This is a genomic window from Aeromicrobium sp. JP4, assembly GCF_054957925.1.
Map to the genome: position 1 here is coordinate 705,964 of NZ_CM143290.1, position 25,038 is coordinate 731,001.

Below are 25,038 nucleotides of genomic sequence, written 5' to 3' on the forward strand. Positions count from 1 at the left end.
GTTTCGTCGTCCTCAGTACTTGAAGATGCCGTAGGCCTTCGTCTGGGTGACCGAGCGCCAGTGCTCGACGTAGGAGTCGTACACGTCGGGATCGGTCGTGATGGTCGTGATCTCGTCACTGGCCACCAGGTTCGAGCCCGTGAGGTTCGCCGAGCCGGCCAGGACGACCTTCACGCGAGCGCCCGACTTGGGCCAGATGCCGCCGCTGGGGAGGCGCTCCTCGGGGTTCATCCGGTTCCGCTTCAGCTTGGCGTCGACCAGGATCGTCTTGTCGTGCACCTGGGCGTACGCCGCGTCGACCTCGGTGCGCGACGTCTTCAGGACGTCGAGCACGGGCTTGCAGACGCGCAGCAGCTGGCGGCAGTGCTCGAGGTAGTTCTTCTTCCAGTCGTCCTTGAAGGCCACGACCGAGACACGGCAGCCGGCGTTGTTGAGGGCCGCGAGCTTGTACGCCAGCGCGATGCGGCGGTACTTGAAGCGGTTCTCCATCAGGCGGATGCGGCACTGCTCGTCCGGGACGATCCGGTTGAGCATGTTGAGGATCGGGTCACGACCGTTGGTGGGCGTCGCGCGCAGCGGCGTCACGTGGATCGTGTAGTTCGACAGGTTCGAGTACAGCAGGCCCTTCTTGGCGTACGGGCTGGAGTAGCCGTCGCGGGCGGCCGTGCGGTAGCCGTAGCGCGAGCTGCGCTTGGCGATGTAGCGGCCGTAGTCGCTGCCGACCCGGCGCTCGGCCCACATGTCCTTCCAGACGCCGCGCATCCCGTACCACAGCTTCTTGTCGTTGTAGACGGTGCTGCCGTTGTTGTAGGTGCGCTCGGCGCTGCGGCCGCCGAAGTTCGACGAGCCGGTCCACACGACGCCCTTGGCGCGACGGCCACTGCGGGTGTACGTGTCGCTGACCATAACGATCTTGGAGTGCATGATCGCGCCGTTGACGCGCGAGAGGCAGGCCATGGACTTGCCGTTGGAGCAGATCTTGAACTTGCCGTACTTGGTCCGGTTGAGCTGGCTGCGCAGCTTCTTCGACGCACCCGACTGGTGAGCGTTCGGGTGGATGAACCGCACGTTGACGCCGGCCTTGGCCGCACGGACCAGCTCGCGGCCGACGCGGACCGAGTCCTCCATGCGCGAGTTCGCGGCGTAGACCGAGGTGGCGCGGCGCTGCGCCTTGGACTTGAGCTTGCCCGCCGGCGTCTTGTAGGAGCCGCGGATGAGGCGCTCGAGATCGTTCAGGAGGGTGTAGTCGCGGTTGCGGCCACCCTTGTCGAAGTACGGACGCGCGAAGTTGCCCTCGACCTCGACCGGGTAGGCGGCGCCGTAGGGGCGCTTGCGGACGGCGGCGGCGGCCGGTGCGACGGCCTGCGGCGCGGCCTTCTGGGCCTCGGCGGTCGGTGCCTGGGTGGGGTCCGCCTGCGGCTCGACGGCGGCCGGAGCCGCTGCGGCGCCCTCGGTCTCGTCGGCACCGAACGTGGTGGACGCGGCGACGAGCGGCAGCACGAGCGCACTGAGGGTGGCGACACTCGCGAGTCGAAGTCGATGACTGACGGACACGGTGGAACTCCCCCGAGACGAAAACAAGCGGTCGGAACAGACTAACCCATCGTCATGCGGGGTCGTGGGACCGCGGCGGCGGGGGCGCCGACGGTATAGTCCGGCGGGTGGCGCGCATTCTCCTGAAGGTTCACCACGCGGCGCTGGACCCGGCCGACGCCATCAGCGTCCTCGAGCGCAACCTGATCGGCAACAACGTCGGGAACCTGGCCTTCAGCTTCGCCTCCGAGCGGCTGCTCACCCATCCCGGCGACGACGTCACTGCGGCGCCCACCGGCCCCTGGTTCGCCGATCCCGCGCGGGTGAACCGCGAGTTCGACCACGTCGTCTTCCCCCTCGCGAACCACTTCCGCGCCTCGAACCTCAAGGCGCTGCACCGCCAGGCCGCGGCGATCGAGCAGCTGACCACCCGCTTCACGGTCCTGGGCGTCGGGGCGCAGGCCGACCTCGACGGGAACGCGCCGCGCGACGAGCGTGAGGCCGTGGAGGCCGCCACGCGCCGGTTCGTGCGTGCCGTGCTGGAGCGCGGACCCTCGATCGGCGTCCGGGGCGACTTCACGAAGGAGTACCTGCTCGACCTGGGCTTCGACGACGCCGAGGTCGACGTCATCGGCTGTCCCTCGATGTTCCTCCACGGTCCCGAGCTGCCGTTGCGCCTGCCGGGTTCGGTCGGCGACGACGACCCCATCGCGATCACCATCTCCCCCTACGTCCAGGAGATGGGTCCCATCCTGCAGCAGGGCCTGCGCCGGCACCGACGGCTCACCTACATCGGCCAGGACATCCACACGCTGCGGCTGCTGCTGCGGGGCACTCCCCTCTCCGGCGACGACGCCCGGCTGCCGCTGTCGCCCGAGCACCCGGTGTTCGCGCCCGGCCGCACCGTGTTCCCCCTCAACATCCCGGCGTGGCAGGAGTTCCTCCGTGGCCAGCGCTTCACGTACGGCACGCGCATCCACGGCACGATCGTGTCGCTGATCTCGGGCACGCCGGCGGTCCTGCTCGCCCATGACTCACGCACGCTCGAGCTGGCTCGGTACCACCGGATCCCGTTCGTGCGGCTCGACCAGCACGACCCGGCGGGGATCTCCGTGCCCGAGCTCTTCGCGCAGGCCGACTGGCCGGCACTGGTGGACGGGCACCGCGAGCGGTGGGACACCTACGCCGCGTTCCTCGAGAGGCACGGAGTGCGCCACGGGTTCGGCCCGGACGGCGGGACCGAGCGCTTCGACGCCTCCGTGGCCGCCGTCGCCACCGACCCCGGCTACCCCCCGGTGGTCCGCTCGGACGCCGGCCCGGTCTCCCCCGCCCGGCGCCTCGCTCGTGCCGTGCGCCGCCGCCTGCCCTGACAGCGAGAGGACCCGTCCCGCGGATCCGGCGAGAGCCGCACGACGCACCTCCGCGTTTGGAACACTCGACGCATGAGATGGGACGGGGTCGTCGAGCCGGACTACTTCCAGTTCTACGCGGTGCGAGAAGACGCGGACTGGCCACTGGACGTGTTGGGCGATCACGAGACCTACCGGAACCACCTGTGGACCGACGGCGGGTTCGTGGTGATCAGCACGGCCCGCAAGTTCGGAACGACACCACTGAGTTTGGAGGTCGTGGCGGACGAGCCCGACCCGCCGTCAGAACACTGGCAGCACGTCGCCGAGGTGTCCCTCGTGGGTGACGGCCCCCTCGAGATCCTCAGCTGGCCCGGGGACGATGGCCCGCGTTCGAAGCACGAGATCCCGACGGGACCCGTGCGGCTCCGCGTTCACTGGGGCGGCCTCGTCCCCGACCAGCGCGAGGGCATGGATGATCACGGGAACAGCGACGAGCATCTCTCGCTCCTCGTCTGGTCCGCTCCGGTCGCGCCGTTCGCGGTACTGCGGGACTGGAACTCCTGGCCCTGAGACGCAGTACGGCCCGCGACCGTGAGGTCGCGGGCCGTTCTGCGTGAAGAGGTGACTCAGTCGAGGTAGTCGCGCAGGACCTGCGAGCGCGACGGGTGACGCAGCTTGCTCATCGTCTTGGACTCGATCTGGCGGATGCGCTCGCGCGTGACGCCGTAGACCTTGCCGATCTCGTCGAGCGTCTTGGGCTGGCCGTCGGTGAGGCCGAAGCGCATCGACACAACGCCGGACTCACGCTCGCTGAGCGTGTCCAGGACGGCGTGCAGCTGCTCCTGCAGGAGGGTGAACGACACGGCGTCGGCCGGGACGATGGCCTCGGAGTCCTCGATGAGGTCGCCGAACTCGCTGTCGCCGTCCTCGCCCAGCGGCGTGTGGAGGCTGATCGGCTCACGGCCGTACTTCTGGACCTCGACGACCTTCTCGGGCGTCATGTCCAGCTCGACCGCCAGCTCCTCGGGGGTGGGCTCGCGGCCCAGGTCCTGGAGCATCTGGCGCTGGACGCGGGCCAGCTTGTTGATGACCTCGACCATGTGAACGGGGATGCGGATCGTGCGGGCCTGGTCGGCCATCGCCCGGGTGATCGCCTGGCGGATCCACCACGTGGCGTAGGTCGAGAACTTGAAGCCCTTGGTGTAGTCGAACTTCTCGACGGCGCGGATGAGGCCGAGGTTGCCCTCCTGGATCAGGTCCAGGAACAGCATGCCGCGACCGGTGTAGCGCTTGGCCAGCGAGACGACGAGTCGCAGGTTGGCCTCGAGCAGGTGGTTCTTGGCGCGGCGACCGTCGACGATGATCCAGTCGAGCTCCTCGCGCGTCTTCTCCGTGACGCGCTTGGACTTCGCGAGCTTCTCCTCGGCGAAGAGGCCGGCCTCGATCCGCTTCGCGAGTTCGACCTCCTCGGCGGCGGTCAGCAGCGCGACCTTGCCGATCTGCTTGAGGTAGTCCTTGACCGGGTCGGCGGTGGCGCCGGCGACGGTGACCTGGACCGCGGGCTCGTCGGTGTCGTCGGCCGAGGAGATGGTGAAGCTGGCGCTGGCCTCCTCGTCCTCCTTCAGCGTCGGATCGGTGGCCAGGTCCTTCTCGAAGACCTCGTCGGCGATGTCGGGAAGGACCTTCTTGCCGTCGGCGTCGACGGCCGGCTTGGTCTCGAGCACGTCGGCCAGATCGACCTGGTCCCCCAGCACGACCTCCTTGGCGCCGTTCGCGGCCGCCTTCTTGGCCGGGGCCTTCTTCGCCGGGGCCTTCTTGGCGACGGCCTTCTTCGCGGGCGCCTTCTTCGCGGGCGCCTTCTTCGCGGGCGCTGCCTTCGCGGTCTGGGCGGCTCGAGTCACCGGAACATCAACCTCACAACGTCGTTTCGGGCATGACAATGAGGCCTGCGGTCAACCTCTGGGTCAAGTCTGCCACGCTGCCCGAAACATCCCAGTACCGGTTCACCCCACGGGCCAGGAATGCACCGGTTCGCCGCTGTGCATGTGCTCCGCGTAGCGCCGGGTGAGGGCCCGCATGGAGTCGAAGACGTCGGAGCCGCGCGTGTGGAGGCGGTCGAACTGGGCCGTCATCCACGAGGACCCGTTCTGTCCGGTGACGCAACGGCGCTCGATGATCTGCAGGAACTCGTCGATCACCGCGCCGTCGACGCCGCGGCGCTCGAGCCCGACATGGGCCAGTGGAAGCAGGTGGCGCAGCACGAGCTCGCGGACGGGCACCGTGCCGATGCCGGGCCAGTAGGCCTCGGCATCGATCCCGGCGGAGGCCGCCTCGTGGAAGCCTTCCTCGGCCGCCCGGAACGACAGCTGGCTCCACACCGGGCGGTCCTGCTCGGTCAGCGCCGTCACCAGCCCGTAGAAGAGGGCGGCATTCGCGACGGTGTCCTTCACCGTGGGCCCCGAGGGCAGCAGCCGATTCTCCACGCGCAGGTGAGGCTTGCCGTCGACGACGTCGTAGATCGGGCGGTTCCAGCGCCAGATCGTGCCGTTGTGCAGCCGCAGCTCGGGCAGCGTGGGGATCCGGCCGGCCTCGATCTCGGCCACAGGGTCCTCGTCGTCGACGATCGGCAGCAGCGCCGGGAAGTAGCGCGAGTTCTCCTCGAAGAGGTCGAAGACCGACGTGATCCACCGCTCGCCGAACCACACGCGGGGGCGCACGCCCTGCGCCTTGAGCTCGTCGGTGCGCGTGTCGGTGGCCTGCTCGAACAGCGCGATGCGGGTCTCCTGCCACAGTCGGCGACCCAGGAAGAACGGCGAGTTGGCGCCCACGGCGATCTGGATTCCGGCGATCGCCTGCGCGGCGTTCCACGTGGGTGCGAAGTCGTCGGGCTCGACCTGCAGGTGCAGCTGGGTGCTCGTGCAGGCGGCCTCGGCGATGATCGTGTCGATGGTGGTGCGGAGTCGCTCGACCCCGTTGATGACGAGGTGGATGTCCTCGCCGCGCGCCGTGAGGATCTGGTCGGACAGCAGGTGGTACCGCGGGTTGGACGAGATCGCCTCGCGGGTGAGGTGCTGCGTGTCGAGCGTGGGAAGGATGCCGATCATCATCAGTCCGGTGCCGACGGTCTGGGCCTTCTCCTGGGCGGCGTTCAGGTCGTCGCGCATGCTGTCGGCCATGTCGGCCAGGCCCCGCCCCGCCACGGGCGACGGGGGCACGTTGATCTCGACGTTGAACTGGCCCAGCTCGGTCTGGAAGTCCTCGGCGGCGATGGCGTCGAGCGTCTCGGCGTTGCGCAGCGCCGGGTCGCCGGACTCGTCGACGAGGTTGAACTCGATCTCGATGCCCACGTGCGGGTCGGGCACGGAGAAGTCCTGCTCCCCCAGCATCGCCGCCAGCACGTCGAGGTTCCGGCGCACCTTGGCGCGGTACCTCGCACGGTCCTCGCCGGTGAACTCGCGGGCTTCGACGTCTTGTCCCATGCAGCCAGCCTAGGGCCGATCAGGCGCTCGCATCGGCCGCCGACCACCGGTCAGGATGCAGGCCCGCCTCGAGCGCTCCGTGCAGCAGCACCCCCATGCGGTAGTGCGGCTCCAGCGCGAGGGCCCGCTCGAGCGCGAACCGGGCCCGGACCCCGTCGCCCATCTGCCACGCGGCGAAGCCGGCCAGGCACAGCGAGGCCGGCGCGAAGTCGGCGGCGGCGACCCGCGAGACCGCCGCCCACAGCGCGTACATCGGCATGGCGTTCTGCCGCGTGATGCGCAGCCAGGCCGAGTCGCGCACCTGGCGGCCCGAGACCCGGACGGCCAGCTCCACGAGGTCGCCGTCCGTGAGCCGCTCCTCGGCGAGGAAGCGCTCGGTGAGCCGGGCGACCGTCTCCTGCTCGCGCGACAGGAAGGCGTCCGGGTCGGTCGTGAGCGCGCGGGCCATGAAGCGCTGGAGCACCTCCTCGTGGGCCGCCTCCAGCCAGCGCTGGCGCTGGCCCCGTGCGGGCGCGACGTCGGCGGCCAGGTCGGACCGGTCGCGCGCGATGACCTGCCCCTGCGCGACGGCGTGCACGATCGCCTCGTGGTGGTCGTCGAGCGTGTAGCGCAGACCGTCCTGCGGGTGCCCGGGCAGATCGGCCCAGTAGCGCTCGCCGTCCGCCCAGATGGTCAGCCAGTCCCGGCGCGGCGGGAGCGCATCGCGCAGGGCGAGGGCCATCGTGCGGGCGCGTTCCACGTCGTCGGACAGCGCGAAGAGGAAGAAGCCCTCGTCGCCGTTGCGCAGGAGGTGGCCCGCGAGGTCGGCCGCGAGGTCGTCCTCGGACCCGGCCTCGGGCAGGTCGTGCCGGAGGCTGAACCCGAACCGGCAGTTCGCGCCGGAGACCGCGAGCCCGATCACGCACTCGCGGGGGACGAAGCCGAAGAACGTCGGCAGCGCGTTGAGGAGGTCTTCATGGGTGTGGGCACGGAACACGTCGTCAGGCATGGGACGACCCTCGTGCCGGAGGCGGGTCCGGCTGAACCCCTTGCCGCGTCCCTGTGGACGCACGACGGCGACCTGCCGGTCCTGTGGACGACGGGCGCCGACGCTCCTAGCGGCGCGTGCTCCGCCTCTGGACCACCACGGCGCCGTACGCCACGGCGAGCACGAACACCCCGACCACCAGGGCGACCTGCGCGCTGTCGGCACCCGGGGACACCTCGGGCGGCACCCGGACGGTCATCCGCGGGTCGACCGCGTCGGCCGTCACCTCGAACCTCGGCTCGGACGGCACCGCCTCGGCCACGCCCTCGCACCGCTGCTCGGCGGCCACGGTGACGGACTCCCCCGGCTCCGCCCCGATGCGGGACGTGACCAGGAACTCGGTCGCCTGGGCGGGCGGGAGGCCCGGCCCGGTGAACTCGACGCGACGCCCGTCGAGGACGCGGTCCCAGCCGTCGGGTCCCGTCGCGTCGATCGCGGCCGTGTCCTCGGGAAGCTCGAGCACCAGACCGGTGGTCGTTGCGTCGCACCCGCCCCGGACCGTGACGACGAGGACGGACGTCCCGTCGCCCTGGGGCAGCACCTCGTCGATCGCCACGTCCGCGAGGGCCGGCGCAACCGTGCCGGCCGTCACCGCGATCAGGGCGACCAGCAGCACGAGGGCTCGTGCCGCCGCGTTGCGCGGGCTCATGGGATCTCCACCTCTCCGGACACCACCGGCTCGTCGAAGCGGTTCAGTCGCGCGGACACCGACAGGCGCCACGCGCCCGGCAGCGGCAGGTCGGCACTGGCCTCCCAGTGGCCCGCCCTCGTCCGGGTCAGCGGCCGGTTGATCGGCCCGACCTCGGCCTCCTCGAGGGCGATCTGCAGGCGCGGCGCCTCCTCGAGGTCGACGACGTCGCCGGCCGCGTCGGTGAGCGTCACCTGGATCGCGTTGGTGCCCCGACGCACCGGAGTCACGACCACGTCGACCGTGTGGGACTCCCCCAGCTCGAGCTCGAGGCGCTGCACGGTGGGCGCGTCCTGAGCCACGGTGTCGGACCTGGCCGGTGGCGTCTGGCCGACCAGCGCGCCGGTGGCCACGAGCACCGCGGCGACGACGGCAGCCTCGAAGGAGACGGTGCGGCGGAGCACCTCCGCGGCGGACGCGGCATCGCGTCCGGCGAGCCGGCCGACCAGAACCTGCCGGTTCCAGGCGGCCACCGCGACGACCGGCACGAGCAGCAGCACCTTCACGAGCACCGCTCGGCCGTAGCCGGTCTCCCACAGCGCCGCGAACGACCCGGAGATCCGCCAGAAGAGGACGACTCCGGCGACCGTGAGCGCGACGAGCGAGACCCCGGCGGCGGCCGAGAAGCGGGTGACCGCGGTGGCGCGGTCCTGCACCCGCAGTGCGGGCCCGGCGGCGAGAACGAGGCCCAGGCCCAGCAGACCACCCCACCACAGGGCGGCGGCGCTCACGTGGACGAGGTCGGCCGTGAGGACGAGCCACCACGGGCCGTAGCTGCGGGTGTGTCCGACCGGGAGGAGCGAGGCGACAACCAGGGCGGCGCCCACCGCGGCCAGGACGGGCTCGCGCACGCGGCCCAGCAGCGCCGCGGCGACGCCGGCAGCCAACACGAGCGCGGCGATCCCGGCGGAGGACGCGGCACCGTCGCGCCAGGCCTCGGCGGTCATCACCGACGACAGTGGCCCACCGGACTCCCAGACGGCGGTGAGCGGCATGAGCAGGACCGCGGCGACCACCGCGAGCGCACCGAGGCCGGCCGTCGTGCGCCGGGTGCGCCGCTCGACGGCCGGCTCGCGACGAGCCGCTCCGGGGGCGATGAAGAGGGAGAAGACGACCAGCCCGGCGACTCCGAGGGCGCCGGCGTAACGGAGCGCCTCCACGACGGCTCGCGCGACGACGAGCTCGCGCTCGGTCTGCGTGACCGGGACCCCGATGGCACCGGGGGTGGCTGCGCCGACGGCGAAGGTGAATCCCCCGGTCACGGGATGGGAGTCGGCCGACACGACGCGCCACGTCACGACGTGGGTACCGTCGGGCAAGGGCTTCACGGGCCGGATCCGCAGCACGGTGTCGCGCACGGTGAACTCGGCGGCCTCGGGTTCCCCCGCGGCGTCGAGCACGGCGTTGCCGGAGCCGGCGAGGCTGACCGGCTCGGTCAACGTGACGGTCAGCTCGGCCGGGGACTGCGTGAGCACCTGACCGTCCGCGGGGTTGCTCCCGATGGGCGACGCGTGGCCGAAGGCCGCGACGGGCCACACCAGGAGCAGGAGCAGCCCGGAGAGCACGGCGGCGAGCCGTGCCCTCCGGGCCACCGGGGCGTAGGTCACCCGCGGCTCCGGGTGCGGCCGAGCGCGAGACCGCCCGCTGCGAGGCCGAGGGCGCCGAGCACGACGCCCACCCAGCCGAGGGTGTTCGAACCGGTCCCGGCCTCCTCGTGATCCGCCGCCTCGTCGTCGCCCGTGGCGCCGTTGCCGTGACCGTCGCCCTCGGAGGCCGTGGTCTCGATGAAGGGCGCCGCGTACTCGGGCTCGTCCTGGTCCTCGTCGTACGTCTGGGTCCAGGCGGTCTCACCCTTCTCACACGTCTGGATCACGGGGAAGACGAGCTTGGTGCCCTCTTCCTCCGGCAGCGGCAACTGCAGTGCGACGGTGTCACGCAGGCCGTCCTCCAGCGGGCTCTTCGCCGTGTACACGACCTCGGCCACGCGTTCGGTGTACTCGCCGCCGTCTCCGTTGTCGACCGCGGAGTCGAGCTTCTCGATCTTCTTCTCGATCGTCCAGTTCGGGTTCACCGTGGGCGTGACGGCGATGATCTCCTCGGGCAGCTGGATCGTCAGCCGCGTCGTGGGCGACGCATCGCAGCCGTGACCGACCGAGAAGGTCATGACACTGTACGAGCCCGCCGCCGTCGAGGACGGGGTCACGCTGACGTGGCCCGAGGCCACTGCGGCCGCCGTGACGACGAGGGCCGACGAGGTGAGGGTGAGTGCTGCTGCGCGGGCAGCATGACGTGCAAGGGACATGGTTCTTCTCCTGAGTTCGGGGAGCCGCCCGCGGACAGGCGGCACGAGGTCACCCGCAGGGGCGGGCGACCGGGGCGATGACGACCCAGGAGGCGGGCGGACCGCGCCGCACCACGACGTGCTCGAGGAGGCGGACGCCGGACACGGGTCCGGTCGTCGGGCACGGGAGGGGCACGCGCGCCGGAACCGCACGCGGGCGCCCGAGGCGAAGGACGAAGGTGACGCGCTGCCACCAGGCCCACCAGAGGCGCTCGGCAGCGGCGATGCCGGCAGCGACCAGGACGAGGCCGACCACGTGCGCGACGGCCATCGAAGGACCGGGCACGACCTGGTGACCGTGCACGTAGCCAGTCAGGACGTGGACGGCAACCTGCGGCACCGCGAGCAGGCCAAGCGCCGAGGCGAAGCCGATCCGCCGCGCGGCGGCCCACCACGCCAGCGCTCCCCCGGCCACCACGACCGGGACGACGGCGACGGCCGGCGGGACCCCACCACCGCCCGCCACGTGGGCGGCGACTGCCATGACGATCGCCCACAGGCTCACCGACGCGGCGCGGACGAGGCGCGCGATCGGGGCTCCGGGGGCTGACACGATCGTCATCGTACGGGCCCGCGAACTCGTGGCCCCACTCCGTGACGCGATGTTTACACGGCCGTCACCGCGGGCCCTGCGGAGCGCCTCCGTTCCCCGTGGCGACGGCCCGTTCCGGGATGTCCACCTGCGCTGGAACGGCGAGGGATTCCCATTCGGTGTCTCATTCACCATCGCGACACCTTCACATCCGGAGACCTCTCGTAACGCGCCGGTTCGCGCGACGACCGCCTCCCGAAACGCGTCGGGGACAGATTGAGGGCCGAATCGTCCCCAGCCGAAGGAACTTCCCCGCATGTCAGTCACACGAGTCCTGTCCCACCTCACCGCGGCAGCCGTCGCCTCGTCCGCGCTGGCGCTCCCGGCGACGGCGGTGGCGCAGGACGGCACCGGCGTGATCCGGGGCACCGTCCTGGAGACGGGCCACGTCATCGCACCGGGCATCGACGTGTCGCTCTACCGGTCCACCGGAGAGTTCGTCGGCGCCACCGTCGCGAACTCCGCCGCCGGCGCCTACGAGTTCCGGGGCCTCGAGGCCGGGTCGTACACGCTCTGGTTCGAGAACCAGAACGAAGCGGTCAGCGAGTGGTGGGACAACCAGCCAGACAAGCCGCAGGCGACCCCCATCAGCCTGGCCGACGCCCAGACGTTCGTCGCGAACGCGTACCTCACCCAGATCAGCGAGAACCTCGTCCGGCCGACGATCAGCGGCACCCCGGCCGTCGACTCGGTCCTGACGGCCGCGCGCGGCACCTGGTACCCCACCCAGAACGTCACCTTCAGCCACCAGTGGCTGCGCAACGGCACGCCGATCGAGGGCGCCACGGCGTCCACCTACCGCCTGCGCAACGACGATGCCGGCCGCACCATCTCGGTCGAGGTCATCGCCATGGTCCAGGGCGCCACCGAGAAGGCCACGAGCACCGCGACGGCGCCCGTGACCGGTGGCACCGCACCGGTCCAGCCGATCGCGAACGCGGCGAAGCCGGTCATCACGGGATCCACCGTCGTCGACTCCACCCTGACCGCGACGACGGGCTCGTGGACGCCGTCGGACGCCACCGTGACGCTGCAGTGGCTGCGTGGCGCCACCGTCGTCGGCACCGGGGCCACCTACCGGACGAAGGCCGAGGACATCGGGTCGAGCCTGCGGGTCCGCGCCACCGCCAGCCGGTCCGGCTGGACGCAGGCGGTCGCGGAGTCGGCGGAGTTCGGTCCCGTCACCGCCCCCGCGCCGGTGCTGACGGCGCCCGAGAACCGCGTCCGGCCCACCGTCGCCGGGACCGCCCGGGTCGGCAGCTCGGTCACGGCGGGCACGGGCTCGTGGAGCACGTCGGCCTCCCTCGCGATCCGCTGGACGCGTGACGGCCGGGCCATCCCCGGCGCCACCGCCCGGAGCTACCGACTGACCGCCGCCGATGCCGGCCGGAGGATCGCCGCCGCCGTGACGGCCACCAACGCCGGAGGCTCCGCGACGGCCACGAGCCCCGTGCGCGTCGTCGCCAGGGCCACGTCGCGGATCCGCGTCGGCACCTCGTCGCCTCGCAAGGGCCGCCTGAAGGTCAAGGCCATCGTCTCCTCCGCCGGAGCGCGGACGGGCCGGGTCACCGTGACGGTCAAGGTCGGCGGCCGGACCAAGGTCAAGCGGGCGACGCTCAGCAGGGGCACCCGCACGATCACGGTCACCGGCCTGCGCAAGGGCAGGGCCACGGTCCGCGTGGTCTACGCCGGCGACGCCTCGACCTCCGGCGCCTCCCTCAAGAAGAAGGCCACCGTGCGCTGATCCCCCAGCCCGCGCGGCTCCCCCAGTCCTCGGTCCGCCGTCCCGTCGTCGGCGGACCGAGGGACCGGCTCCCCGACCCGGTCCCGACGACCCGGTGCCTTCCGGTGTCGATCACTTCCAGCCCCACAAGGAGACCATGTGAATGCGTCACAGCGCGTGCCCTGGAGGACACGCAAAGTCGCCGTCGCTGCCCTCGCACTCGGACTGACTGCCGCCGCCACGACCTACGTCATGGCCCAGCAGGACGTCAGCGGCACCGACTCCGGCAACAGCACGAAGTTCAACGTCGTCGGCGACGGAGACCTGCCCACCAAGAAGCCGAAGCTCGGCGAGGACCGCGCCGGGCTCTCCGCCGAGGAGACCGGCTACGCGATCCACGTGGCCTCCACCGACTCGAGCGTCCCCTCGGACGCCACCGACGTCCGCGGCAAGGACGGGCCGGAGTTCCTCTACGCCGACCTGCCCGACCTCAGCGAGGGCCACACCGGCCGCACCGCCGTGGTCGCGCTCTACGACTACACGCACGACGTGACGTACGACCAGGTCGTCGACCTGGAGGCCGGCAAGGTCATCGAGACGAAGAAGTCCGGCACGGCCCAGCCGCCGACCTCCGCCACCGAGGCGGACCTGGCGATGAAGCTGGCCATCGAGTCCGACGCCGATCTGGGCTTCACGACCGAGTTCGAGGAGAACATGGGCGTCCCGCTCATCGATCCCGACCAGGTCGACTACGTCGCCGGCGCCTGGGTCTTCAACAAGACCACGTCCAAGGGCCAGGAGTGCGGCAAGGACCGCTGCGCCCAGCTCATGGTCTCGACCGCGTCCGGGGTGTACCTCAACACCTTCGACTTCGTCGTGAACCTGTCCACCCAGAAGATCGTCCGCACCCAGTGAGCAGGAAGAGAAGTCCGATGCGAATGAAGACACTGACGCGGATCGTCGCCGCCGGCGCCACCGCATTCCTCACCGCGGGGCTCGTGTCGGCCCTGCCCCCGTCGGCAGCCGCCGCCGAGGACTCGCCCCTGGCCTGCGCGGACAGCGCGATCACGAAGGAGCTCGAGAACGGCTCCGCCTGGCGGATGTGTGCGCGCATCCACCCGATCAAGGGCCTCATCCTCGAGCAGATCGAGTTCAAGCCCGCGACCGGCGAGTACGAGTACGCCGGGTACAAGCGGGTCCTGGACCAGCTCAACATCGCCCAGCTGAACGTGCCGTACGACACCGGTCACGTCCAGTACAACGACATCACCTCCTACGGGTTCGGCAAGCAGTACCTGATGACACAGGGCCCCGAGGTCTGCAGCGGCGAGGCGCTCGACGTGGACCAGTCGTTCACGTACAGCGGCCGGCTCGTCGAGCGGACCGTCCCGGGCATCTGCGTGCAGGAGGACCCGATGGGCCTCGTCACGCACGCCCAGGAGACCCAGATCGGCGGCGGCACGCTGTACGCCGACCAGGGCACGGCGCTCGCGGTCTCGTCCATCTCGAAGATCAGCTGGTACGAGTACCAGCAGCGGGTGACGTTCGACGACCACGGCCAGATCGACGTCGGCCTCGGCGCGACGGGCGACATCGCCCCCGGCTGGGCGTCCGACAGCGGCAACGCGTTCTTCGGCAACAACCCGAAGACCGGCTGGCCGCTCTCGGGCAAGTCGTCGGTGACCACCACGACCGGCGGCGAGACCACGACGAAGGAGATCCAGTCGTACGCCGGATCGCACTGGCACAACGCGATGTTCAAGGTCGACTTCGGCATCGACAAGGGCGAGAAGCAGACCGTCGAGCAGTGGGACTTCGCCAGTCCCGGTGCCGGGACGCGGGCCCCGATCGTCGAGGGCACCGGAACGGTCAAGAGCTCGGCGTTCACGTCGATCGAGAACGACGACCACGACGAGCTCAGCTGGTGGCGCGTCCTCAACCCGAACAGCAAGAACAAGGACGGCCACCCCCGCTCCTACGAGATCGTGAACAACAACACGTCGAACGCGCTCATCCCTGACTGGGCACCCTCGGTGACGTTCACGAACTACCGTTCCTGCGAGGAGTACGCGTCGGACAACCTCAACGCGGGCTGCCCGGGCAAGGGCATCCTCGACTACGTGGCGGGTGACACCCACGAGCTGACCGACCCGGTCGCGTGGGTCAACGTCGGGTTCCACCACACGGACAAGGACGAGGACCAGTCGCCGATGCCGATCCACTGGCAGAAGTTCCAGCTGGTGCCGCGTGACTTCTTCGCGCAGAAGCCGACCATCACCGATTCGCGCAAGTGCATCAACGGTCCGTTCTCCTCGGTCAACGCGGTGACCAAGCCGTGCACCCCGGAGAACACGGTCAAGCCGAAGATCAGCGACAAGGCCGACGGCGCCGCCGCGGTCGTGCCGGCGGTCGGCAAGGTCCTGACGTCCAGCACGGGTACGTGGCGCAGCGCCGCGCAGCGGCTGACGTACGCGCACACCTGGTTCCGCAACGGCGAGGCCGTGTCGACCGGTCAGGACTACACCCTGACCGAGGCCGACATGAACGCGTCGATCACGGTCAAGGTGAGCGCGTCCGCCACCGGCTTCCCCACGAACGTCGCGGAGTCCGATGCGCTCGTCTGGGGCACCCCGCCCACGACGGAGCCGACGCCCGAGCCGACGACGGAGCCCACCACGGCCCCGACGACGGCCCCGACGACGAGGCCCACCACGGCCCCGACGCCGCGGCCCGTCGTGAAGTCGACGCCGAAGCTGTCGGTGCGCCTCGCGGCCACGACGGTCAAGCCCGGCCGGACGAACAAGGTCGCCGTCACGGTGACCGCCGGTGGCAAGCCCGCCACCGGCAGGGTGTCGATCACGGTGGACGGCAAGGTGAGGACCCTGACCCTGGTGAAGGGCAAGGCCAACCTGACGTTCACGGCACCGAAGAAGCCCAAGGGCTACGCGGTGAGGGTGTCCTACTCGGGCAGCTCCACCGTGAAGGCGGGCAGCACCTGGGTGAAGCTCACGGTCAAGAAGTGACCTCGAGCTGATCCGACGGACCGGGGCGCCACCCCACGGGCGGCGCCCCGGTCCACCCCCTCCCCCCTCGACTCCCCGACGACGGAGCTCCCATGCGCATCCAGGTCCTCCTGCGAACCGCCGCCCTCACCCTGGCGGCCGCGACCCTCGCCGCCTGCGGCACCGAGCCCCAGCAGGTCGCGCTCGGCGGCACGAAGGCCGCCGACACCGCCGAGCGGCGCGAGACGGTCGAGCGCCCCTGGGGCACCGTCAAGACGTTCCCGCGCCTGCAGAAGGCCGAGCCGCCGAGCGCGGCCGACGTGGTGTTCACGCGCGACATGATCATGCACCACCGCCAGGCGATCGAGCTGGCCGAGAACGTGCGCCGGCACGAGGACCTCGACGACCGGGTCGGCTCGTCGGCGCGGTTCATCATCCAGGACCAGAAGAACGAGATCACGACCATGAAGGCGTGGCTCCGCGCCTGGCAGGACACGACGGGTTCCACGTCGGACGCGCACGACCACGACAGCGACGCGATGCCGGGCATGCTCCCGCAGGCGCGCGTCGACGAGATCACGGAGCTCGATCCCCCCGAGGCGCAGGTCGCGTTCCTGCGAGCGATGATCGAGCACCACGAGGGTGCCGTCACGATGTCGCAGGACTACCTGCCGGAGCAGTCGAACGCGTTCGTCCGCAGCACCGCGACCCACGTCATCAGCGAGCAGACCACCGAGATCAAGTACATGCGGAACTTGCTCGCGCAGTGGTGCGAGACGGACGGACCGGCCACGTGCCCCCGGCCGTGAGCCTGCGCCGGCCCCGCCACCTCGGGTGGTGGGCCGGAGCGGTGGCCGCGGGGATCGTCACCCTGTCCCTTGCGACAGGGCTCGTCGGCCACGCCACGGTCACCTCGCCCTCGATGGCACCGGCGCACGACGCCGGCAGCACCCTGCTGACGACCACCCTCGGCACGAGCCGGCTGGACCGCGGCGACGTCGTCGTGTTCGACATGCCGCGGAGCTGGAGCGACGCCGAGCGTCAGCGACTCGGAGCCGCCCCGGGCGACACGTCGGGCGCCGAGGCGATGATCAAGCGCGTGATCGGCCTCCCGGGCGACCGCGTCACGTGCTGCGCCCCCGGCGGCACCCTGATGCGCAACGGTCGGGTGCTCGACGAGCCGTACCTGGCCGAGCCGCCGGCCGACGTCGCGAACGGCACCTACGACGTCACGGTGCCACCCGGCCACGTGTGGGTGCTGGGCGACAACCGGCGCCGGTCGTTCGACTCCCGCGCGATGCGGGCCCGGCCCGGCGAGTCGGGTTTCCTCCCGCTCTCGAGCGTCAGGGCGCGGGTCCTGCTCGGCTGGCCGTGAGGCCCCGTCCTCCTAGGACTCGTCGGTCGGGTCGAGCGGAGCCACCGCCCCGGCGAGGTTGCGCACCCGCTGCCCCAGGGCGAAGCCGGAGAGGTCGGGACTGCGCACGAGGTACTCCTGCTGCACGAGGTGCTTGAGGATCCGGTAGGCCGTGGCGCGCGGCATGCCGAGGGTCTCGGCGATCTCCCGCGCGGACACCCCGGCCCCCGAGCGGGCCACCTGCTCGAGAATGGCGAAGGCGTTGTCCACGGCTCCGGGCTCGCGCCCGCGAAAGGGCGTGGGCGGCGCCTTCGAGGGCGAGTCGCTGCTCATGGGCCCAGCAGGTCAGTCGTGATCGTCTCGTCGTGGATGCCCATCCGCCGCAGCGCGCGGCGCCGGTGCGAGCGCAGCCACACGAACCACAGCACGCCGCCGGCCAGGGTGGCGGCCGTGAGCACCAGGCCGCCCCGGTCCCCCTGCCGGACGTCCTCGACCGTGTCGAGCGTCGCGAGCGTGATCGTCAGGACGACCGCCAGCGCCGCGACGGCGACAGGGCCAGGCGTGACCTCGTCGATCCGCACGAGGAAGACCGGCAGCGCGAGCGCGACGAGGGCGTACGCCACGATCAGGACCAGCACCGCCGACCGGAGCAGCGTCATCGAGAGCTCGCCGACCTCGCGCCCCAGCAGCAGGGTCACGGTGGCCGGGGCGATCGCGAACGGCGTGACCACGGCCAGCGCCGCGACGGGAGAGCCCCAGCGGGCATGAGCCCGACCGAGTGACGCGGGCAGCGCGCCCTCGCGCGCCAGGGAGAAGATCACCCGGGCGAGCGCGTTCCAGGCACACAGCGCGAGCGCGAGGAACGAGAGCGCCAGCAGGCTGCTGAGGATCGCGTCGGCCACGTGGACGTCGACAGAGTCGGGGAACCAGCGCTGGGCCGGGCCACGCCGGTGGTCGCCCGCCACGAGCGGCGCGTTCGCCGCCAGGAACCCGAGCGCGTAGAGGACGGCCGCGACGAGGACGGCACCCGTCATCGCCCGGGGGACGCTCCAGAACGGTCGCTCGGCCTCCCCAGCGAGGGCGGCGGCGGACTCGAAGCCCACCGTGATCCCCATGACCACCGTCGCGCCGAGCACGATCCGCCCGGGGTCGGCTCCTTCGAGGGAGAGCACGGACGCGGACGGCAGGCCCTCACGCGTGATCGTGAGAGCGACGAGCAGGAGCAGCCCCACCACGAGCGCGGACTCGACCACGAGCGCGAGGCGGGTCGCGACGCGCACGCCGCGCACCGACACGAGCAGGCACACCGCGATCGCGGCGATCCCGATCCACCACTGCGACCATGCGTCCACCGCCACACCGTCCGGGGAGCCTGTCGTGACGGCCTCGCTCGACCGGCGGATCGCCTGCGAGATCCCGAAGGCCACGAGGATCCCGTAGCCGAGCAGCATCGAGGTGCCGACGAGCAGCCCGGCGAACGGCCCCAGTGAGCGCGTCACCCACGTGTACATCGAGCCGGCCGCAGCGATCCGGGTCGCGAACTGGGAGAACACCGCCGCCAGCAGCAGCGCCAGGCCGAAGCCCAGGACCGCGCTCAGCCACGCGCCGGGACCCACGACCCGCATCAGGACGAACGGGACGCTGAGGGCACTCGCCGCCGGAGCGATCACGGCCACGGAGTTGGCCAGCAGGTCCTCGGGGCGCACGGCGCGCCGGTCGAGCCCCACGAGGTCGGACTGGGGGCGCACGTCCGGGACCGACGGCGGGTCGGCGATCGCGCGCGCGAGCGCGCGGGACTCGGAGGGGAACCTCATGATGGCGTCAGGCTAGGGACGACGCGTGTCCTGCCTGTTACGCCTCCGTGTCACCCCGCGAAAGCCGTCGCCGCCGGGCGCCACCGGGGAGAATGGGCACATGCGTCCGACGGCCTCGATCCTGCACCTGGACCTGGACGCGTTCTTCGCCTCGGTCGAGCAGCGGGACAAGCCGTCGCTGCGCGGCAAGCCGGTGATCGTCGGCGGGATCGGCCAGCGGGGCGTGGTCTCGACCGCGTCGTACGAGGCGCGGCGCTTCGGCGTCCGCTCCGCGATGAGCATGGCCGAGGCCCGGTCGCGGTGCCCGCACGCGGCCTTCCTCTCCGGCCGGTTCGACGCGTACCGCGCGGCCTCGTCGATCGTCATGGAGCGCCTGCGACGCCTGTCCCCCGCCGTCGAGCCGCTCTCCCTCGACGAGGCGTTCGTCGACCTGGCGGCGGGCGAGGCGTTCGACCCAGACGCCGTGCCCGAGCTCGTCGCCGAGCTGCGCGCCGACGTCACCCGGCTCACCGAGGGGCTCACCGCCTCGGTGGGCGTCGCGCCGTCGAAGCTCATGGCGAAGATCGCCAGCGAGATCGAGAAGCCCGACGGCTCCTTCATCGTCGCGCCGGGCACCGAGAAGGACCTCCTGGAGCCCATGCCGATCACCGTGATCGCCGGGGTCGGGCCGGCCACCGCGGCCCGGCTGCACCACGTGGGGATCACGCGGGTCGGCGACGTGTGGCGTCACACCGAGGCCGAGCTCGTCGACCTGCTCGGGGCCTCCGCCGGAGCCTCGCTGCACCGGCTGTCCCGCGGCATCGACGACCGCGCGGTCAGCTCGCACCGCGAGAACAAGTCCGTCAGCTCCGAGGACACCTTCGAGACCGACATCGTCGACCGGACCGAGCTGGGGCTGATCTGCGACGCGATGGCCCGCCGCACCGCCGAGCGCCTCCGCCGCGCCGGCCTCTCGGGGCGCACGGTCACCCTCAAGGTGCGGTACCACGACTTCAGCACCCACACGCGGTCCACCAGCCTCCCGGCGCCCACCGACCAGACCCGGACGATCGTGGCCATGGCACGCCGGCTGCTGGACGCCACCGACGTCGGCGGCGGCCTGCGCCTGCTCGGCGTGGGCATCAGCGGACTCGCCGACTGGGTGCAGGACGACCTGTTCGCGCAGGAGGCCGAGCCGGACGCGGACGGCGTGCTCGAGGAGGCGGTGGACGAGACGCCCGAGCCGCAGCGACCGCGCGAGTGGTCCCCGGGAATGGACGTGCACCACGCCGAGCACGGGGACGGCTGGGTGTGGGGCCGCGGAATGGGGCTCGTCACCGTGCGGTTCGAGACGCGCCACACCCCGATCGGCCCCGTCCGGACCCTGCGCGCGGACGACCCCGACCTCGCGCCCGGCCATCGAGAGCCCGTGTCGCACCCGGCCGGTACGGTCGAGGAATGACCGACCCGCGGCCCGCCGTCCCCCGAGCCCCCCGCCGCCCCAGCGAGCGAAAGCACCACGACGACACCGTCGTCGATGCGTACGAGTGGCTGCGCGACAAGGACGATCCGGAGACGATCGCCTACCTCGAGGCCGAGAACGCCTGGGCCGAGGACACCACGGCGCACCTGGCCGACCTGCGCGAGCAGATCTTCACCGAGATCAAGGACCGCACGCTCGAGACCGACATGTCGGTGCCCGTCCGGCACGACCGCTGGTGGTACTACTCGCGCACGGTCGAGGGCCGCCAGTACGCGATCCGCTGCCGCGTCCCGATCGCCGGACCCGAGGACTGGGACCCGCCGGTGGTCGAGCCCGGCGCCGCCCTGCCCGGCGAGGAGGTCCTGCTCGACTCCAACGACGAGGCCGAGGGCCACGAGTTCTTCTCCCTCGGTGCCTTCAGCGTCTCCGACGACGGCGACCTGCTGGCGTGGTCGGTCGACACCCAGGGCGACGAGCGGTACGCGATCCGCGTGCGGCGCCTCTCCACCGGCGAAGTCCTCCAGGACCACATCGAGGGCGCCGCACCGGGCGCCACGTGGTCGGCCGACGGTCGCCACCTCTTCTACGTCACCGTCGACGACGCGTGGCGGCCGCACCGGGTGTGGCGCCACGAGCTCGGCTCGACCGCCGACGACGTGCTCGTCTTCGAGGAGCCCGACGAGCGCTACTTCGTCGGGCTCGGCCGCACCAGCTCCGAGCGCTTCCTCGTGATCGCGGTGGGCTCGAAGGTCACCACCGAGGTCCGCCTCCTCGACGCCACCGACCCCACGGGCGAGTTCGACGTCGTGTGGCCGCGCCGCGAGGGCGTCGACTACTCCGTCGAGCACCTCGTGGTCGGCGGCCGCGACCAGCTGGCGATCCTGCACAACGACGGGGCGATCAACTTCGAGCTCGTGCTGGCGCCGCTCGAAGAGCCCACGGCCACCACCGTGCTCGTGCCGGGCTCGGACGACGTCCGACTCGAGGCCGCCGACGCCTTCGCGCGTCACCTCGTGCTGTCGTACCGGCGCGACGCCACCACCCGGCTGGCCCTCATGCCGATCGGCGACGACGGGATCGGTGAGGCGCAGGAGCTCGACTTCGAGGCCGAGCTCTTCACGTGCGGCCTCGCCGGCAACGCCGAGTGGGACCCGCGCTACCTGCGCATCGGCTACACCTCCTACGTCGAGCCCGCGACCATCTGGGACCTCGACCCCGCCACGGGCGAGCGGATCCTGCGCCGCCGGGCGCCCGTGCTGGGCGACTTCGACCCGGAGGACTACGAGCAGCACCGCGCCTGGGTCCGCGCCGACGACGGAGCGCTGGTGCCGCTCTCGATCGTCTGCCGCAAGGGCACGCCGCGCGACGGCTCCGCCCCCGGCGTGATCTACGGCTACGGCTCCTACGAGATCAGCCTCGACCCCGACTTCTCGATCTCGCGGCTCAGCCTGCTCGACCGCGGGTTCGTGTACGCGGTGGCGCACGTCCGCGGCGGCGGCGAGCTCGGACGCGCCTGGTACGACCAGGGCAAGCAGCTGGCCAAGATGAACACCTTCACCGACTTCGTCGCGTGCGCCCGTCACCTGGCCGACGAGGGCTGGACGTCGGCCGACCGGCTCGTGGCCGAGGGCGGCAGCGCGGGCGGCCTGCTGATGGGCGCGGTGGCGAACCTGGCTCCCGACGCCTTCGCCGGCATCTTCGCCGACGTGCCCTTCGTCGACCCGCTCACCACGATCCTCGACCCCTCCCTGCCCCTCACGGTGATCGAGTGGGACGAGTGGGGCGATCCGCTCCACGACCCGGAGGTCTACGCGTACATGAAGCGGTACGCGCCCTACGAGAACGTCGCCGACGTGCCCTACCCGTCGATCCTCGCGGGCACCTCGCTCAACGACACCCGCGTGCTCTACGTCGAGCCCGCCAAGTGGGTCGCGCGCCTGCGCGAGGTCACCGGGGCCGAGCGGTCGGTGCTGCTGCGCACCGAGATGGCCGCGGGCCACGGCGGGGTCAGCGGGCGGTACGCCGCGTGGCGCCAGCGGGCGTGGGAGCTGGCGTGGATCATCGACACTGCGACGCAGGTCACCCGCGGCATTCCAAGAAACTCCTGAGAACGGAATCCCAGCGCTCCCGCGGTCGTTGTACCGGGTGAAGCCACCGTCAGGAGGATCACCGTGGAAGACCGTGAATTCGAGGGCAAGGACAGCGTCGGCATGTACCTGTCCGAGATCGCGCGCACCCCGCTGCTCGACGCCGAGCGCGAGGTCGAGCTGAGCCGCACGATCGAGGCCGGGCTGTACGCCCGCCACTTGCTCGAGACCGGCCGGATCGGACGTGCGAAGGGCGGCGCCCCGAAGCGCGCCACCCGCGAGGAGCTGGAGTTCATCGCCGAGGAGGGCGACCGCGCCGTGCAGGAGTTCGTCCAGGCGAACCTGCGTCTCGTCGTGTCGATCGCCCGCAAGTACGGGCGTGCCCAGATGCCGATGCTCGACCTCATCCAGGAGGGCAACACCGGCCTCATCCGCGCCGTCGAGAAGTTCGACTACGCGAAGGGCTTCAAGTTCTCGACCTACGCCACGTGGTGGGTCCGCCAGGCGATCACGCGCGGCGTGGCCCAGCAGGCTCGCGTCGTGCGCCTCCCCGTGCACGTCGTAGAGGAGCTCAACCAGGTCTCCGGCGCGCGTCGCAACCTCGAGCGTCAGCTGGGGCACGACCCCGAGCCCGCCGAGATCGCGGCCGAGCTCGGCATGGACGTCGAGCGCGTCATCGACCTGCTCGCCTGGGGCCGTGACCACGTCAGCCTCGACTCCCCCGTGGACGAGGACGGCGACACGAGCCTGGGCGACCTGATCGCTCGTGACAGCACACCCGGCCCCGACCTGGCGATGCTCGACCACGACGCCCGTGACCAGCTGCTCGCGCTCGTCGATCGCCTCGACGCCCGCGAGGCCGACATCGTCAAGGCCCGCTACGGCCTGCTCGACGGTCGTCAGCAGAAGCTCGCCGACATCGGCAAGCGCCACGGCATCTCCGCCGAGCGCGTGCGTCAGGTGGAGCGCCAGGCGATCGCGCGACTGCGAGAGATCGCCGATCCCGAACTGGCCGCCTAGCGGCCATCCCCGGCCCGACGCTGTGCAGCGGCGTCAGGCCCAGCGAGCGCCCGGCTCGACCAGGTCCTTCCAGACCTCGTCGATCCGGGCGCTCAGCTGTTCCCGGGTGCCGGTGTTCTCGATGACGACGTCGGCGGCGGCCCGGCGCGCCTCACGGGAGGCCTGCGCCGCGATGCGGGCCCGGGCGTCGTCCTCGGTCATGCCCCGGTCGGCGACCATGCGGGCGATCTGCACGTCCTCGGGTGCGTCGACGACGATCACCACGTCGCAGGACGCCGCCGCGCCCATCTCGACGAGCAGCGGGTTGTCGTGCACGACGATCGCGTCGCCCGCCTGCTGCTCGCGCAGCGCGGCCAGGTCGCGGATCGCGGGGTGCGTGATCGCCTCGAGGTCCTTCAGCGCCGCCGGATCGGCGAACACGAGCGAGCCCAGGCGCGGCCGGTCGAGCGTGCCGTCGGCGGCGATGACGTCGGCGCCGAACCGCTGCGCGATCAGGTCGAGCGCGGGGCTGCCGGGCTCGACCGCCTCACGGGCCAGCCGGTCGTAGTCGATGATGACGGCACCGAGCTCGGCCAGGCGACCGCTGACGGTGCTCTTGCCCGAGGCGATGCCGCCGGTGAGCCCGACCCGAGGTGCCATCAGCGCAGGCTCAGAGGGTGCCGGCGCTGCCGACGGTGGTGACGTGGACGTGGTCGTAGTGGTTGGCCGTAACGCCACCGCGGTCGCTCATGCCGCGCCATCCCTCGCCGCCGCGATCCACGCTCCAGATCCGCTGCTTGTATATCAGGTAGTCGACTCCGAGCTGGGTCCGATTCGCTTGCAGGAAGGCGGCGAGATCCCAGCCGTACTCCCCCCCGATCATGATGTCGAGCGAGTGCCCGGTGGCGTGCTCACCACGGCCGGCCAGACCGCCGTAGCTGGTGACTTCGGGGAAGCGGGCGCACACGGCGCGGTAGACGCGCACCGTGTCGGGCTGCAGGCCCGACTCGACGCCGGAGCCCCGCAGGCAGGCGGCCGTGGAGATCGCGCCCTCGGTGGGCCCGAGCTTGGGCTCCTCCTCGGCGACGAGCTCGCTGGAGACCCAGCGTGGGAGGTCGTTGTGCATGACCTGGGTCCAGCCGCCGCGGGTCTCGCCCGTGACCTGGAGAGTCTTGCCCTTGGCCACCGTGGCCAGCACCGGCGAGTCGTCGGAGGCGTCGGCACGGACCGGGACGGTCTTCTGTGCGTACAGGGAGCCCTTGACCAGGGCGTCGGCCTCGGCCGCGGACGGCAGGGGCGGACGCTCGGCGCTGCTGCGCGAGGCGCGGGCGGGGGCCGTGCCACCGAGCGACTCGGTGACGATGTCGCCCTGGGCCGCGAGCGATGCGTCAGCGGCGGGGGCGGCGTCGGCCAGGGTGACCGAGGAGGTGCTGAGGGCGGCGACCGCGGCCACGCCGACGGAGGCCACACCGGTCGCGATGGCACCGTGCCGACGGGCACGGACGTACCAAGGGTCGCGGACGACGGGCCTGCGCCGGTGTCCGGGCTTGGGGGTCTGGGTCATCGATACCAATACGGAGTCGGG

The 25,038-nt window shown here is 71.6% G+C and carries 22 protein-coding genes; 10 read left to right on the forward strand and 12 right to left on the reverse strand.

Going from position 1 to position 25,038, the window contains the following annotated elements; genetic code table 11:
- Positions 1-12 precede the first annotated feature (12 nt).
- Positions 13-1,554 (reverse strand): phospholipase D-like domain-containing protein, encoded by a 1,542-nt coding sequence (locus ACY1JX_RS03545; RefSeq protein ID WP_462565226.1) that lies wholly within the window; start codon positions 1,552-1,554, stop codon positions 13-15.
- 107 nt (positions 1,555-1,661) lie between these two features.
- Here ACY1JX_RS03545 and ACY1JX_RS03550 point away from each other — a divergent pair, with 107 nt between their 5' ends.
- Both ACY1JX_RS03550 and ACY1JX_RS03555 read left to right on the forward strand, forming a co-directional pair.
- A complete protein-coding gene (locus ACY1JX_RS03550) occupies positions 1,662-2,903 on the forward strand; it encodes a polysaccharide pyruvyl transferase family protein (RefSeq protein WP_462565227.1) in 1,242 nt (413 codons plus the stop codon).
- 72 nt (positions 2,904-2,975) lie between these two features.
- Positions 2,976-3,455: a hypothetical protein gene (locus ACY1JX_RS03555; RefSeq protein WP_462565228.1), complete on the forward strand. Its 480-nt coding sequence runs from the start codon at positions 2,976-2,978 to the stop codon at positions 3,453-3,455.
- A gap of 56 nt (positions 3,456-3,511) precedes the next feature.
- On the opposite strand, the gene ACY1JX_RS03560 is transcribed toward ACY1JX_RS03555, so the two are convergent.
- The 7 genes from ACY1JX_RS03560 to ACY1JX_RS03590 form a co-directional block, all read right to left on the reverse strand.
- Positions 3,512-4,786 carry an RNA polymerase sigma factor gene (locus ACY1JX_RS03560; RefSeq protein WP_462565229.1) on the reverse strand — a complete coding sequence of 425 codons (1,275 nt, stop codon included), beginning with the start codon at positions 4,784-4,786 and terminating at the stop codon, positions 3,512-3,514.
- A gap of 102 nt (positions 4,787-4,888) precedes the next feature.
- The gene (locus ACY1JX_RS03565) at positions 4,889-6,364 is read right to left on the reverse strand and encodes a glutamate-cysteine ligase family protein (protein ID WP_462565230.1); all 1,476 of its coding nucleotides are present in this window, start codon (positions 6,362-6,364) and stop codon (positions 4,889-4,891) included.
- Positions 6,365-6,383: 19 nt separating this feature from the next.
- Positions 6,384-7,352 (reverse strand): DUF4192 domain-containing protein, encoded by a 969-nt coding sequence (locus ACY1JX_RS03570; RefSeq protein ID WP_462565231.1) that lies wholly within the window; start codon positions 7,350-7,352, stop codon positions 6,384-6,386.
- A 106-nt stretch (positions 7,353-7,458) separates the two neighbouring features.
- A complete protein-coding gene (locus ACY1JX_RS03575; protein WP_462565232.1) occupies positions 7,459-8,040 on the reverse strand; it encodes a hypothetical protein in 582 nt (193 codons plus the stop codon).
- A complete protein-coding gene (locus ACY1JX_RS03580; protein ID WP_181755547.1) occupies positions 8,037-9,686 on the reverse strand; it encodes a copper resistance protein CopC in 1,650 nt (549 codons plus the stop codon). Before ACY1JX_RS03580 ends, ACY1JX_RS03575 begins: the two co-directional genes overlap by 4 nt.
- A complete protein-coding gene (locus tag ACY1JX_RS03585) occupies positions 9,683-10,381 on the reverse strand; it encodes a YcnI family copper-binding membrane protein (protein ID WP_181755546.1) in 699 nt (232 codons plus the stop codon). The genes ACY1JX_RS03580 and ACY1JX_RS03585 overlap by 4 nt, the downstream gene beginning before the upstream one ends.
- A 49-nt stretch (positions 10,382-10,430) precedes the next feature.
- Positions 10,431-10,973, reverse strand: a complete 543-nt coding sequence (locus ACY1JX_RS03590; RefSeq protein WP_181755545.1) for a hypothetical protein — start codon at positions 10,971-10,973, stop codon at positions 10,431-10,433.
- Between the two features lie 295 nt (positions 10,974-11,268).
- Here ACY1JX_RS03590 and ACY1JX_RS03595 point away from each other — a divergent pair, with 295 nt between their 5' ends.
- From ACY1JX_RS03595 to lepB, 5 genes are all read left to right on the forward strand, one after another.
- Positions 11,269-12,756, forward strand: a complete 1,488-nt coding sequence (locus ACY1JX_RS03595; protein ID WP_286927896.1) for a hypothetical protein — start codon at positions 11,269-11,271, stop codon at positions 12,754-12,756.
- 138 nt (positions 12,757-12,894) lie between these two features.
- Positions 12,895-13,650: a hypothetical protein gene (locus ACY1JX_RS03600; RefSeq protein WP_181755543.1), complete on the forward strand. Its 756-nt coding sequence runs from the start codon at positions 12,895-12,897 to the stop codon at positions 13,648-13,650.
- A gap of 17 nt (positions 13,651-13,667) precedes the next feature.
- Entirely contained in the window at positions 13,668-15,758 is a 2,091-nt protein-coding gene (locus ACY1JX_RS03605) for a copper amine oxidase (RefSeq protein WP_462565233.1), read from the forward strand.
- A gap of 92 nt (positions 15,759-15,850) precedes the next feature.
- Positions 15,851-16,546 (forward strand): DUF305 domain-containing protein, encoded by a 696-nt coding sequence (locus ACY1JX_RS03610; RefSeq protein WP_462565234.1) that lies wholly within the window; start codon positions 15,851-15,853, stop codon positions 16,544-16,546.
- A complete protein-coding gene (gene lepB / locus ACY1JX_RS03615) occupies positions 16,531-17,112 on the forward strand; it encodes a signal peptidase I (protein ID WP_462565235.1) in 582 nt (193 codons plus the stop codon). The genes ACY1JX_RS03610 and lepB overlap by 16 nt, the downstream gene beginning before the upstream one ends.
- 12 nt (positions 17,113-17,124) lie before the next feature.
- On the opposite strand, the gene ACY1JX_RS03620 is transcribed toward lepB, so the two are convergent.
- A complete protein-coding gene (locus tag ACY1JX_RS03620; protein ID WP_181755539.1) occupies positions 17,125-17,424 on the reverse strand; it encodes a helix-turn-helix domain-containing protein in 300 nt (99 codons plus the stop codon).
- Positions 17,421-18,905, reverse strand: a complete 1,485-nt coding sequence (locus ACY1JX_RS03625) for an APC family permease (RefSeq protein WP_286927903.1) — start codon at positions 18,903-18,905, stop codon at positions 17,421-17,423. The genes ACY1JX_RS03620 and ACY1JX_RS03625 overlap by 4 nt, the downstream gene beginning before the upstream one ends.
- 100 nt (positions 18,906-19,005) lie before the next feature.
- On the opposite strand from ACY1JX_RS03625, the gene ACY1JX_RS03630 reads away from it, so the two are divergent.
- The 3 genes from ACY1JX_RS03630 (at position 19,006) to ACY1JX_RS03640 (ending at position 23,474) form a co-directional block, all read left to right on the forward strand.
- Positions 19,006-20,346: a DNA polymerase IV gene (locus tag ACY1JX_RS03630; protein ID WP_286927904.1), complete on the forward strand. Its 1,341-nt coding sequence runs from the start codon at positions 19,006-19,008 to the stop codon at positions 20,344-20,346.
- Complete coding sequence (locus tag ACY1JX_RS03635) at positions 20,343-22,475, forward strand: S9 family peptidase (RefSeq protein ID WP_462565236.1); 2,133 nt, start codon at positions 20,343-20,345, stop codon at positions 22,473-22,475. Before ACY1JX_RS03630 ends, ACY1JX_RS03635 begins: the two co-directional genes overlap by 4 nt.
- A gap of 102 nt (positions 22,476-22,577) precedes the next feature.
- Positions 22,578-23,474: a sigma-70 family RNA polymerase sigma factor gene (locus ACY1JX_RS03640; RefSeq protein ID WP_181756235.1), complete on the forward strand. Its 897-nt coding sequence runs from the start codon at positions 22,578-22,580 to the stop codon at positions 23,472-23,474.
- A gap of 33 nt (positions 23,475-23,507) precedes the next feature.
- Here the strand turns inward: ACY1JX_RS03640 and coaE are convergent, their stop codons facing one another.
- Both coaE and ACY1JX_RS03650 read right to left on the reverse strand, forming a co-directional pair.
- A complete protein-coding gene (gene coaE / locus ACY1JX_RS03645; protein WP_462565237.1) occupies positions 23,508-24,113 on the reverse strand; it encodes a dephospho-CoA kinase in 606 nt (201 codons plus the stop codon).
- Positions 24,114-24,123: 10 nt separating this feature from the next.
- Positions 24,124-25,017: an SH3 domain-containing protein gene (locus ACY1JX_RS03650; RefSeq protein ID WP_462565238.1), complete on the reverse strand. Its 894-nt coding sequence runs from the start codon at positions 25,015-25,017 to the stop codon at positions 24,124-24,126.
- Positions 25,018-25,038: the final 21 nt, after the last annotated feature.

Coding starts and splice junctions, on each gene's coding strand:
- ACY1JX_RS03555 (WP_462565228.1), top strand. CDS start 2,976: ATGAGATGGGACGGGGTCGTCGAGCCGGACTACTTCCAGTTCTACGCG.
- ACY1JX_RS03565 (WP_462565230.1), bottom strand. CDS start 6,364: ATGGGACAAGACGTCGAAGCCCGCGAGTTCACCGGCGAGGACCGTGCG.
- ACY1JX_RS03570 (WP_462565231.1), bottom strand. CDS start 7,352: ATGCCTGACGACGTGTTCCGTGCCCACACCCATGAAGACCTCCTCAAC.
- ACY1JX_RS03575 (WP_462565232.1), bottom strand. CDS start 8,040: ATGAGCCCGCGCAACGCGGCGGCACGAGCCCTCGTGCTGCTGGTCGCC.
- ACY1JX_RS03585 (WP_181755546.1), bottom strand. CDS start 10,381: ATGTCCCTTGCACGTCATGCTGCCCGCGCAGCAGCACTCACCCTCACC.
- ACY1JX_RS03595 (WP_286927896.1), top strand. CDS start 11,269: ATGTCAGTCACACGAGTCCTGTCCCACCTCACCGCGGCAGCCGTCGCC.
- ACY1JX_RS03605 (WP_462565233.1), top strand. CDS start 13,668: ATGCGAATGAAGACACTGACGCGGATCGTCGCCGCCGGCGCCACCGCA.
- ACY1JX_RS03610 (WP_462565234.1), top strand. CDS start 15,851: ATGCGCATCCAGGTCCTCCTGCGAACCGCCGCCCTCACCCTGGCGGCC.
- ACY1JX_RS03620 (WP_181755539.1), bottom strand. CDS start 17,424: ATGAGCAGCGACTCGCCCTCGAAGGCGCCGCCCACGCCCTTTCGCGGG.
- ACY1JX_RS03625 (WP_286927903.1), bottom strand. CDS start 18,905: ATGAGGTTCCCCTCCGAGTCCCGCGCGCTCGCGCGCGCGATCGCCGAC.
- ACY1JX_RS03630 (WP_286927904.1), top strand. CDS start 19,006: ATGCGTCCGACGGCCTCGATCCTGCACCTGGACCTGGACGCGTTCTTC.
- ACY1JX_RS03635 (WP_462565236.1), top strand. CDS start 20,343: ATGACCGACCCGCGGCCCGCCGTCCCCCGAGCCCCCCGCCGCCCCAGC.
- ACY1JX_RS03640 (WP_181756235.1), top strand. CDS start 22,578: ATGTACCTGTCCGAGATCGCGCGCACCCCGCTGCTCGACGCCGAGCGC.
- coaE (WP_462565237.1), bottom strand. CDS start 24,113: ATGGCACCTCGGGTCGGGCTCACCGGCGGCATCGCCTCGGGCAAGAGC.
- ACY1JX_RS03650 (WP_462565238.1), bottom strand. CDS start 25,017: ATGACCCAGACCCCCAAGCCCGGACACCGGCGCAGGCCCGTCGTCCGC.